The organism is Streptomyces sp. NPDC088733 (assembly GCF_044751185.1).
Classification (GTDB): domain Bacteria; phylum Actinomycetota; class Actinomycetes; order Streptomycetales; family Streptomycetaceae; genus Actinacidiphila.
Genome location: NZ_JBIVLH010000007.1, coordinates 374,712 through 385,781 on the forward strand (window position 1 = coordinate 374,712; position 11,070 = coordinate 385,781).

Below are 11,070 nucleotides of genomic sequence, written 5' to 3' on the forward strand. Positions count from 1 at the left end.
CTTTTCATGCTCGTGTCAAAAGATGCACAATGAGGCAGTGCTCGCGACTCGCTGTGCAGTATTAGTGCTGCTTCCGTTGTCCCTGGCCGCCTCGATGCTCACGCTGACCGGGTGCGACGGGGGCGGTGACGACGCCAAGGCCGCCGCTCCCTCGGTCATCGCCCCTGGTCGGCCGGGCGAGGACGCGGCCACCTTGTCCGCGGACGAGGCCGCCAAGGCCAGGCCCGACGACACCCCCAACGCCGCCGACCTGTCCTACACGACGAACATGATCGCCCACCATGAGCAGGCGCTGGTCATGGCCACGTACGCGGACACCCGCGCGTCCGGCACCAAGGTGCGCGCCCTGGCCGCGCGCATCGAGGCCGCCCAGGGCCCGGAGATCAAGACGATGGCCGCCTGGCTCAAGGAGAACGGCGGCGCCTCACCGGGCACCGGGCACGACCACGACCACGCGTCGATGCCGGGCATGGCGTCCCCCGCGCAGCTGGCCGAACTGGCTGCCGCCCGGGGCACGGCCTTCGACCGGCTCTTCCTGCGGCTGATGATCGCCCACCACGAAGGCGCGATCACCATGGCGACGGAGGTGCTGACCGAGGGACGCAACGTCCAGGTGGGCGAGTGGGCGAGCGAGGTGATCGCGCAGCAGACCGCCGAGATCGGCCGAATGCGCGCCTTGACCTGACATCGCGCACCGCGACACGCCTGCGCCGCCCTGCCCCGGCCGATGCCCGGTGCGATGCTGGGAAGTGCCCGGCCGCTCCGGCCGTCGCCTCGACCAGGAGGAGGCGCCTGTGCTTCGCATCGCCGTCGTCGGATCAGGTCCCAGCGGGGTGTACACGGCGGAGGCCCTGGCCCGCCAGGACGCGGTCCCCCAGGTCTCGGTGGACGTGCTGGACCGGCTCCCCTGCCCGTACGGCCTGGTCAGGTACGGTGTCGCGCCCGACCACGAGAAGATCAAGTCCCTGCAGGGCAATCTGCGGCGCGTCCTGGAGGACCCGCGGATCCGCTTCCTGGGCAACGTGACGGCCGGCGCGCCCGGACTGCCCCCCGAGCGCCTGCTGGAGCTGTACCACGCGGTGGTCTACTGCGTCGGCGCCGCCACCGACCGCCAGCTCGGGGTCCCCGGCGAGGACCTCCCGGGCAGCTTCTCCGCGACGCGCTTCGTCTCCTGGTACAGCGCGCACCCGGACCAGGCCCCCGACGAGTTCCTGCTCAGCGCGCGGTCCACGGTCGTCGTCGGCGTCGGCAATGTCGCCGTGGACGTCGCCCGCATCCTGGCACGCGGCGCCGACGAGCTGCGTCGCACCGACGTCCCCGAAGCGGCCCTGCGCGCACTGGAGAACAGCCGGGTCACGGACGTCCACATGGTCGGCAGGCGAGGTCCCTCGCAGGCGAAGTTCACCACCAAGGAGCTGCGCGAACTGGGCGCCCTCGCGGACGCGGACGTGCTGGTCCGGGAGGACGAGCTCGCGCTCGATCCCGCGTACGCCGATCCGGGCGCCCTGCCGGCGGTCGCCCGGCGCAATGTCGAGGTGCTGCGCGGCTGGGCCGCGCGCCCGCCCGCCGGGCACCGGCGCCGCATCCATCTGCGCTTCTTCCTGCGCCCGGCCGCACTGCTGGGCGAGGACAGGGTGGCGGGTGTGCGCTTCGAGCGGACGGTGCCGGACGGGCAGGGCGGGGTGCGCGGCAGCGGCGGGTTCGAGGACATCGGCGCGCAGCTCGTACTGCGCTCGGTCGGCTACCGCGGTGTGGCCATGGAGGGGCTGCCCTTCGACGAGGCACTGGGCATCGTCCCCAACGAGGAGGGCCGGGTGCTGCGGGACGGCAGGCGTTCGCCGGGCGAGTACGTCGCCGGATGGATCAAGCGCGGGCCGACCGGTGTCATCGGCACCAACCGGCCGTGCGCCAAGGAGACCGCCTCGGCGCTGCTCGCGGACGCCGAAGCGCTGCTGGCGCGCGGCGAGCTGCCGGCGGACCCGCTGGAGGGACTGCGCGCGGCGGGGCAGCGTCCCGTCGAGTGGACGGGCTGGGAGGCCATCGAGGCCGCGGAGGCGGAGCTCGGCCGGTCCCTGGACCGGGCCACCGTCAAGATCCCTGACTGGTCGGGGTTGTTGGCGGCCGCGGCGGGGAGCCCAGGGTGACGGCATGTCAGCACCCGTGGTCGCAGCGCCTGGTTGACGGTCCCTAGGGTCTCGGGCAGCCGGCACCCCGGCACAGCCGCTCATTCGCGCCGCGTTCGAGGAGAGTCCCCCCATGGCGACGACGTCCCGCCCGCCGGTCCATCCCGTCGACGAAGTCCTGCCGCCCGCCCGGCTCGCGGCGTTCGGCCTGCAGCACGTACTGGCGATGTACGCGGGCGCGGTCGCGGTACCGCTGATCGTGGGCGGCGCCCTCAAGCTGTCGCCGGCCGATCTGGCGTACCTCATCACGGCGGACCTGCTGGTGTGCGGCATCGCCACCCTGCTGCAGTGCGTCGGCTGGTGGCGCTTCGGCGTACGGCTGCCGATCATGCAGGGCTGCACCTTCGCCGCGGTCTCCCCCATGGTGCTGATCGGCCAGGACGGCGGACTGCCCGCGATCTACGGCTCGGTGATCGTCGCGGGCCTGGCGATGATCCTGCTGGCCCCCGTCTTCGGCCGGCTGCTGCACTACTTCCCGCCCGTGGTGACGGGCACCGTCATCCTGGTCATCGGGCTGAGCCTGCTGCCGGTGGCGGGCAACTGGGTTGCGGGCGGGGCCGGTTCCGCCGACTTCGGGGCGCCGCGCAACATCGCGCTGGCGGCCGCCGTACTGCTCGCGATCGTGCTGATCCAGCGCTTCGCGCCGGCTGTCGTCGCCCGGGTCGCGGTACTCGCCGGCATCGTCGTCGGGACGGCGGTGGCCGTGCCGCTCGGTCTCACCGACTTCAGCGCGGTCGGCGACGCGCACTGGCTCGGCATCAGCACGCCCTTCCACTTCGGCACCCCCACCTTCCAGGGCGCCGCCGTGGTCTCCATGCTCGTCGTGGCACTGGTGACGATGACCGAGACGACCGGAGACATCATCGCCGTCGGCGAACTGACCGGCCGCAAGGCGGAACCCGGCCGGCTCGCGGACGGGCTGCGCGCCGACGGCGTGTCGACCGTGCTGGGCGGGATCTTCAACACCTTCCCGTACACCGCCTACGCGCAGAACGTGGGCCTGGTGGGACTGACCCGGGTGCGCAGCCGGTGGGTGGTGGCCACCGCGGGCGGCATCCTCGTCCTGCTCGGGCTGCTGCCCAAGCTGGGCGCGGTGGTCGCCGCGATCCCGGCGCCGGTACTGGGCGGCGCGGGGCTGGTGATGTTCGGCACGGTGGCGGCGAGCGGACTGCGCACGCTGGCCACCGTGGACTTCCACGGCACCGCCGACCTGATGGTCGTCGCGGTGTCCCTGGCGGTGGGGCTGCTGCCGGTGGGCGTGCCCACGGTGTACGAGTGGTTCCCCGACTGGTTCCGGACGATCATGGACAGCGGTATCAGCGCGGGCTGCGTCACCGCCGTCGCGCTCAATCTGCTCTTCAACCACCTGCCGGGCGGCCGTACTTCGGTGGACGACGGGATGCCCGACGCGGACGCCCTGCCCACCGGGGGTGGTGAGCAGGGCGCGTAGGCCGCCTAGGGAAGCTTCCAGTCGACGGGCTGGGCACCCTGCTGGAGCAAAAGGTCGTTGGCCCTGCTGAAGGGCCGCGAGCCGAAGAATCCTCGATCGGCGGACCTGGGCGAAGGATGCGCCGACTCGATCGCCGGCAGGTTCCCGAGCAGGGGGCGGGCGTTGCGGGCGTCGCGGCCCCAGAGGATCGACACCAACGGCTTGCCGCGCGCGGCCAGGGCGCGTATCGCCTGCTCGGTCACTGCCTCCCAGCCCTTGCCGCGATGCGCAGCGGAGTTGCCGGGTGCCGTGGTCAGCGCCCTGTTGAGCAGCAGCACTCCCTGCCGGGTCCAGGGCGTCAGGTCGCCGTTCGACGGCCGGGGCAGGCCGAGGTCCGACTGGAGCTCCTGGTAGATGTTCTGCAGGCTCTCGGGCAGTCGGCGCACCTCCGCGGCGACGGCGAAGCTGTGGCCGATGGCCATCCCCGGCGTCGGATAGGGGTCCTGCCCGACGATCAGCACCCTCACTTCGTCGAAGGGCTGCTGGAACGCCCGCAGGATGTGCTGTCCGGCCGGCACATAGGTCCGGCCCGCCGCGATCTCCGCCCGTAGGAAGTCACCCATCCCCGCAATGCGTTCGGCGACGGGCGCGAGGGCCTCGGCCCAGCGGGGTTCGACAAGTTCACTCAATGGTCGTGCTGCCACGGGCGTCACCCTACCGGCCCACACCGACACACTCTCACCGGCGGCGAGGCCGCGGGCACCTGTGAACAGCACCGAGGGCGAGCACGTGGTGTGTGCTCGCCCTCGGTCACGCGGTTGCGTGGGTCACCCGGGTGCGGGTCAGCCCTGCGGCAGGACCTGGATGGTCTTGGAGGTCGTAATCGGCGCGAGCGACGCGTCGTCGGTGTAGGGACGCATCGAGTCGTTGGTCACCGTGACGGTCACGGTGCCGGGGTTGAGTGCGGTGAGGATGCGGGTCTGCGGGTCGAGGATGGCGGTCTTGCCCTTGCGGCGGGCGTCGTCGACCGCGTCCTGGCCGGTGCCGACGGCCAGGTTCGACGAACCGGTCCAGTTCACCGACATCGGGTAGCGCAGCGGCACGACACGCGAGCCGGTCGCCACGCCCTGCGGCTGCACGATGCTGCCGGAGATCTGCGCGGTCGTCCCGGCCTGCACGGTGTCGGGGGTGTTGAGGGTGATGGACTGGGCGAAGGCGCGCACGTCGGCCTGGATCCACTGCTGGCGCGCGTTGCGGTGCGAGTCGACGGACCAGTCGACCCAGCCGGTGAAGCCACCGCGGTCCGGGGTGCCGTAGGGGTCCTTGCCCGAGGACGGCAGCACCATGTAGGGGACGCCCTCGACGTGGTGGACGTTGGCGATCTGCGCGTGGGAGCCGACCATGACGGCGCCCTTGCCGGAGTCGTCACGGAAGTCGGTCAGCAGGTTCTCCACGAGCGCGACCTCGTCGCGGTCACCGAGCTGGCTGGACTTGGTCTCGGCCGGGTCGTCGACGGGGTGGTGGGCGAACACCGCCACGTTGTCGATGGACTTGTCGTCCTTGGCGTCGGCGAGGGCCTGCTGGAGCATGGGGAGCTGGTCCCAGGCGGTGCTGCGCAGCGAGCCCAGCGAGCTGGCGAGCAGGATGAAGCGGGTGCCCTTGTGGTCGAACGTGCGGTAGGGCTTGCCGAACTCGGCGGTGAAGTTCGTCAGGTCCGACTGGACGTTGTTCAGGCCGTAGGACTCGTGGTTGCCCGGCACGTAGTAGCAGGGGATGGACCCGGCGGCCGGGTCCGGGGTGCTGTCCGCGGCGGGCTCCTGGCCGACCGGGATCAGGTCGCAGCCGGCGTCGGTGAGGACCTGGTGGGCCAGCTTGAGGTCCTGCGGCAGACCGCGGTCGGTGATGTCGCCGTTGAGGACCAGCAGGTCCGGGTGGGTCGCGCGGATCTTGTGGATCGCGGCGGTGGCCACCTGCGTCAGCGCCGGGCTGTCGGCGGTGAACTGCACATCGGACAGGGTCGCGAACTGCCAGGTGCTGCTGCCCTTGAGGAGCGAACCGTCGTCCGAGACCAGCGGGTCCGGCTTCAGGTCCGGCTGCGCCGGCAGATCCATCGAGGTCGGGACGTCCGCCTCGATCCGGTCCAGGACGAACGAGCCCGCCTTCTGCTGCGCCACGCTGGTGTTGATGCCCTGGAAGCTCGAGATCGAGATCGGGAACTTCGTACCGGCCGGAACATCGAAGTTCGCGTACTGCCAGTTGTCACTCGCGGTCAGACCCGTGCCGTAGACACCGACGCTCTTGCCCGACGAGTCCGTGTACGCGACGTAGGTCAGACCGCTCGGCACGCTGATGCTGGACTTGATCCGCACCCGCAGACGCAGCGGCTGACCCGGCACGGCGACGCGCGTCGTGGTGCTGATGCCCACGTTGCGCATGGCGTTGAAGTCGATCCGCAGACCCTCGGGGGCCTTCGAGAACGTCGTGGCCGCGGTGCTGTTGTTGCGCCAGCGGGCCAGCACGTCGTCGTCGAAGTCGTAGACCGTCTTCGTCTGCACACCGATCGTGATCGGCAGCTGCGCCGTCTGGCCGGCGACCGAGATCTTCAGGATCGTGCTCGCGTTGGCCAGCGGAGTGATCCGCAGCTTGCCGTCCACGGCCTTGATGTCCACGACATCGTGGTCGTAGTCGAGCGAGAGGTCCTGCGGGTCGATCGGGGCCGTGTAGCCCTCCACGTCACGACCCGTCACGGAGACGGACGTCGCGTCGCTGGGAGTGGCGGAGGCGATCGACAGCAGCTGCGAGGAGGGCTCCACGCTCGCCAGCGGGCCGAGGACGGAGACCGTCCCGTGCCCCGTCACACTGCCCGACTTCGCGTCGACGGTGACCGGGCCGTGCGCCTGGGGCGCGGTGAGAGTGGCGCCGTCGACGGACGCCTCACGTGCCGACCACTGCACGGACGACGGGTCGACCGTCACCGGCGTCTGGTGGCTGTCGACACCCTCCGCGGTGAGCTTGCGGTGCAGGCCGGGGAAGACCTTCACCTCACCGTCGGCCGCGGTCTGGCCGGGCGCGGGCTTGACGAGCAGCTGGCGCAGCTTGCCGTCGCCCTTCGTCACGAACACGCCGACACCATTGGGGTCGTTGCGCTCGTGGCCGTCGGACGGGACGTTGCGGACGGTCGCGGAGTCGTCGCCGAGACCGCGGGCGACCATGGTGGACGAGCCGCCGCCGTCGAGGTTGACCGCCGTCTCCACGCCCATCGCGGCGAGGTCGCGCGCTTCCTTGTCGATGCCGACGCCGCCCTTGCCGGTGCCGCCCGGGCCGTCCCAGGTGGCGAGGACGAGGGTCTTGCCGCCGTCCTTGAAACCGAGCGCGGTGCGCGGGGCAATCGAGGTGTCGAGGCCCTTGACGACCTGGCCGCCGGCGACGATGGTGCCGCCGTGGCCGATCGCGAACTGCATGGTCTTTGCGGCGTTGTCGGCGAGCGCGTAGCTGAGGGTCGCCGGGTCGCCGGGCTGGAGCGCGCGGATCGCGGTCGCCGCGGCGCCGCGGCCGACGAGCACGAAGCTGCCGTCCGGGATCGCCCCGGAACCGGCCGGACCGCTCGGGGTGACCGACACGACCGAGCCGTTGGTGACCAGGGCCTCGGCGATCTGGTCGTTCGCCACGCCCGTCAGGCCGTTGTTGCGGCTGTAGGTGCCCCACGCGGGCGTGAACGCGACCATGCCGTCGGCGGGGATGCCGCCGCCGTTCGCGGCGTTGATCGACAGGACCTTGTGGTCCGCGTCCGCGAACTTCGCCGTCGTGTTGACCGTGAGGTCCACGAGCTGGGCGATGCCGTCCTTGCTGACGCCGACGTGCTTGCGGCCGCCGGAGATGTCGGCGGTCTTGACGAGCTGCCCGTTCTGGACCTCGCCGCCGAGCGCCGCGTTGGAGTTGCCGATGTCGAAGAAGTCGCCGTTCACGCCCGCGACGGCACCCGCCTTGTTGACGGCGTCGCTGAGCGGCCCGCCGGACGCGACCGGTCCGGAGCTCAGCAGGTCCGTGCCGACCGAGCTGTTGGACAGGTCGACGGTGAGGAACTGGGCGTCGTACCAGCCCTTCTGGTCGACGGCCTTGACGTGCTGGAGGCCGATGCCCGGGCCGATCTTCTCTGAGGTGTTGACCAGGGGGATGCCGCCGGTGACGGGCGCGGGCCGGCTGCTGTCCGCGTACGCCACGGCAGGTGCGGCCGCCAGCGCGGTCGCCGTGGCGAGCACCACGAGCAGTGGCCTTGCCCGCCGATGGTTCACGACCATCAATTTCATGGAAACCTCGGATCGGAAGGGACACGGAGGCACGCCTCCGCCGCACCCGTTTCGATCATGGGTGCGGATCCGATTAGAGAGATCCTGTGAAGAGCGCACATGACGTCTTCACCATCAAGCAATGAACCCTGGCTGTGGCCTTGTGTGTACGGCCCACGGGTTTCGCACCGTCAGGATCCCGGTCACCCCGCGCCGCTCGGCGCCTCTCAGTCCGCGGAGGGACCGGAGAGAAACGCCTCCAAGGCCTCCAGCCAGGCGAGGGGTTGGTCGATGTGGGCCATGTGGCCCGCTTCCTCGACGACCGAGGCCCGTGCGCCCGGGATCAGTTCGAGCGTGGGCGCCACGAGACCGACGGGGAAGGTCATGTCCTGCCGCCCGTGCAGCAGGAGGAGCGGAATGCCGGAGTCCGCGAGGCGCCGGGGCGCGTCCGGAAGGCGGGGGCCGGGCAGCGTGCCGGCCTGCCAGGGCCGCATCCACTCCCCGGAGAACCGGACGCCCGCGAGGACGTCGAGGTAGCCGGGCAGGGCGTCCGGGCGCCAGACGTTCGCCGGCGCGGCGGCCAGAGCCGCTGCCCGGGTGAGTCCAGGACCCGACAGCGACGGGTCGGACCACACCTCTGCCTCGGCCGCCATGCGCTCGGTGCGTTCGCGCCAGCCGTCGAACGCGTCCTCGGGCACGGGCAGGACGCTGCTGGACGCGACCACCAGGCGTCGGACGCGTTCCGGCGCGGCCAGTGCGAGCCGCTGGGCGATCAGCCCTCCGTACGAGAAGCCGAGGACGTCCGCCCGCTCGATCCCCAGCGCGTCCAGAAGACGCACGAGGTCGGTGGTGGCCGCCGCGGGGGTGTACGCGCCGTCCGCCAGTCCGCGGGTGGAACGCCCGCAGCCGCGCAGGTCCGGCAGGACGATCCGGCGGTGACCGGCGAGCCGGGCGAGGGGTTCCCGCAGGTAGCTGTGGTCCCAGTCGGGGCCTCCGTGGACCACCAGCAACGGCCGCTCGGCGCAGCGGGCGCTCTGCGCCACGAACAGTTCCACGACCGGGTCGTCCGACACCGGCACCAGCGATTCGGCGAACATCCGCCCAGTGTGCCCGCGCCGCCCGGCCGCGAGCGGCCCGGTGCGGCGCACCGGCAACGGCGGTGTCGGTGGCAGCCGTTACCCTGCCCGGGTGACGACGCAATCGAACACCCCGGCGGGCTGGTACGCGGACCCGCACGGCACTCAGAATCTGCTGCGCTACTGGGACGGGTCCCAGTGGACGGAGCACACCCACGCGGGCCAGCAGCCCCCGGCCCCCACCAAGGAGAACCCCTGGGAGCTGGGCGTGGACGGCGGCCACGACCCCTCGCGCATCCAGCGGCAGGTGCAGCAGCAGGCGGGCCTCGCCCCCGGGGCGCAGGGCGGCGGCACGCTGTTCAGCGAGCCGGTCCTCGTGGTCAACCAGAAGGCCAAGCTCATCGAGCTGAACAACGAGTACAGCGTGTTCGACCAGAACGGCGCCCAACTGGGCTCGGTGATCCAGGTCGGCCAGAGCACCGCCCGCAAGGTGCTGCGCTTCGTCTCCAGCGTCGACCAGTTCCTGTCGGTCCGCCTGGAGGTCCGCGATGCGCACGGGCAGCCGCAGCTGCTGCTCACCCGTCCCGCGAAGTTCATCAAGTCGAAGGTCGTCGTACAGCGCCCGGACGGCACGACGCTCGGTGAGATCGTCCAGCAGAACGCGATCGGCAAGATCAACTTCGCGTTCGAGGTGAACGGCCAGAAGATCGGCGCCATCAAGGCGGAGAACTGGCGGGCCTGGAACTTCGCGATCGTCGACCACGCCGGCACCGAGGTGGCCCGTATCACCAAGACGTGGGAGGGCCTGGCGAAGACGATGTTCACCACGGCCGACAACTACGTGCTGCGGATCCACCGTCCGCTGGCGGATCCGCTGCTCAGCATGGTCGTCGCCTCGGCGCTCACCGTCGACACGGCCCTGAAGCAGGACTCGCGCGGACTGGGCTGACCGGCCCCCGCGACACGGTGCCGGGCCCTGCCGGACCCGGCACCGTATCCGGACAGAACCGGACAGGTAACCCCTGGGAAGGACCCGCCCGAACAACAGCGCGCGCAAAGGCACTAGCATGCCTCGCCATGAGCACTGCCGAAGGCCCCGCACCCGGCCTGCCCGTTCGAATGCCGCGCCCCCGCCAGCCCGGGCGCCACCGGCGACCGGAAACGCTGACCACGCCCGAGGGCGCGCCCGCGCTGGTCCTTGCCGTGCCCGGTACGCCTTCCCCCGCGATACGCAGCCTGGCGGAGGAGATCGTCAGCATCGCGCGTATCGAGCTGGCCGGTCTCGACCCCCGCGTCGGCTATGTCGACGGTGACGGCGACGAGTACCCCTCGCTGGAGTCCGTGCTGACCCAGGCGGCCGCCGAGCGCGGCGAGGAGTCCCCCGCGGCGATCGTGGTGCCGCTGCTGGCCGGGCCCGAGGCGTCGGTCATGCGCCGGTTGCGGCAGGCCGTGATGGACAGCCGCTCCGCGGCCGAGGTCACCGATGTGCTGGGTCCGCACCCGCTGCTCGCCGAGGCGCTGCACGTGCGGCTGTCGGAGGCCGGTCTGGCGCGTGCCGACCGCGCCCGGCTGTTCACGGTCGCCACGGCGGCCGACGGCATCATCCTGGCCACCGTGGGCGGCGAGGAGGCGGTCCAGGCGGCCGGCGTGACCGGTCTGCTGCTGGCCGCGCGGCTCGCCGTGCCGGTGCTGCCCGCCGCGCTGGACATCGAGGGCTCCATCGCCGAGGCCGCCGACCAGCTGCGTTCCTCCGGTTCGCTGACGCTGGCCCTGGCCCCGTACGTGGTCGGCCCGGAGGTCGCCCCCGAGGTGCTGCACGACGCGGGCAAGGAGGCCGGCTGCTCGGCCGCCGACGCCCTCGGCCCCTACCCGGCGATCGGCAAGCTCGTGGTGGCCAAGTACACGACGGCCCTGGGCATCCCCCAGTCGCCGGAGGGTGCGCCCATGCCCTGACGGGCCGCCCGCCCGTACGACGACGGCGTGGTGGGGGGGGCCCCGGGCGCCCCCCGCCCGCCCCCCCCCCGCGGGGGGGGGGGGGGGGGGGGCCCGCGCGGCGCCCCGCCCCCGCCGGGGGGGGGGGGCGGGCCAGAGCGAGG

The 11,070-nt window shown here is 72.0% G+C and carries 8 protein-coding genes; 5 read left to right on the top strand and 3 right to left on the bottom strand.

Going from position 1 to position 11,070, the window contains the following annotated elements; genetic code table 11:
• Positions 1–94: 94 nt before the first annotated feature.
• From ACIP64_RS16295 to ACIP64_RS16305, 3 genes are all read left to right on the top strand, one after another.
• On the top strand, positions 95–685 hold the full coding sequence (locus ACIP64_RS16295) for a DUF305 domain-containing protein (RefSeq protein ID WP_401586530.1): 591 nt from the start codon (positions 95–97) through the stop codon (positions 683–685).
• 109 nt (positions 686–794) lie between these two features.
• Positions 795–2,144 (top strand): FAD-dependent oxidoreductase, encoded by a 1,350-nt coding sequence (locus ACIP64_RS16300; RefSeq protein ID WP_401586481.1) that lies wholly within the window; start codon positions 795–797, stop codon positions 2,142–2,144.
• 112 nt (positions 2,145–2,256) lie between these two features.
• Positions 2,257–3,633, top strand: coding sequence for a nucleobase:cation symporter-2 family protein (locus ACIP64_RS16305; protein WP_401586484.1), 1,377 nt, complete (start codon positions 2,257–2,259; stop codon positions 3,631–3,633).
• A 5-nt stretch (positions 3,634–3,638) separates the two neighbouring features.
• On the opposite strand, the gene ACIP64_RS16310 is transcribed toward ACIP64_RS16305, so the two are convergent.
• The 3 genes from ACIP64_RS16310 to ACIP64_RS16320 form a co-directional block, all read right to left on the bottom strand.
• Complete coding sequence (locus tag ACIP64_RS16310) at positions 3,639–4,316, bottom strand: uracil-DNA glycosylase (protein WP_401586486.1); 678 nt, start codon at positions 4,314–4,316, stop codon at positions 3,639–3,641.
• A gap of 138 nt (positions 4,317–4,454) precedes the next feature.
• Positions 4,455–7,910 (bottom strand): phosphodiester glycosidase family protein, encoded by a 3,456-nt coding sequence (locus ACIP64_RS16315; protein ID WP_401586489.1) that lies wholly within the window; start codon positions 7,908–7,910, stop codon positions 4,455–4,457.
• A 215-nt stretch (positions 7,911–8,125) separates the two neighbouring features.
• A complete protein-coding gene (locus tag ACIP64_RS16320) occupies positions 8,126–8,995 on the bottom strand; it encodes an alpha/beta fold hydrolase (protein ID WP_401586491.1) in 870 nt (289 codons plus the stop codon).
• Between the two features lie 91 nt (positions 8,996–9,086).
• On the opposite strand from ACIP64_RS16320, the gene ACIP64_RS16325 reads away from it, so the two are divergent.
• Entirely contained in the window at positions 9,087–9,923 is an 837-nt protein-coding gene (locus ACIP64_RS16325) for a phospholipid scramblase-related protein (protein WP_401586493.1), read from the top strand.
• 128 nt (positions 9,924–10,051) lie between these two features.
• Positions 10,052–10,927: a sirohydrochlorin chelatase gene (locus tag ACIP64_RS16330; protein WP_401586495.1), complete on the top strand. Its 876-nt coding sequence runs from the start codon at positions 10,052–10,054 to the stop codon at positions 10,925–10,927.
• The last annotated feature ends 143 nt before the right edge of the window (positions 10,928–11,070 follow it).

Bases quoted from the DNA above. Each gene is read 5' to 3' on its own strand.
- ACIP64_RS16295 (WP_401586530.1), top strand. From the start codon at position 95: ATGCTCACGCTGACCGGGTGCGACGGGGGCGGTGACGACGCCAAGGCC.
- ACIP64_RS16305 (WP_401586484.1), top strand. From the start codon at position 2,257: ATGGCGACGACGTCCCGCCCGCCGGTCCATCCCGTCGACGAAGTCCTG.
- ACIP64_RS16315 (WP_401586489.1), bottom strand. From the start codon at position 7,910: ATGGTCGTGAACCATCGGCGGGCAAGGCCACTGCTCGTGGTGCTCGCC.
- ACIP64_RS16320 (WP_401586491.1), bottom strand. From the start codon at position 8,995: ATGTTCGCCGAATCGCTGGTGCCGGTGTCGGACGACCCGGTCGTGGAA.
- ACIP64_RS16330 (WP_401586495.1), top strand. From the start codon at position 10,052: ATGAGCACTGCCGAAGGCCCCGCACCCGGCCTGCCCGTTCGAATGCCG.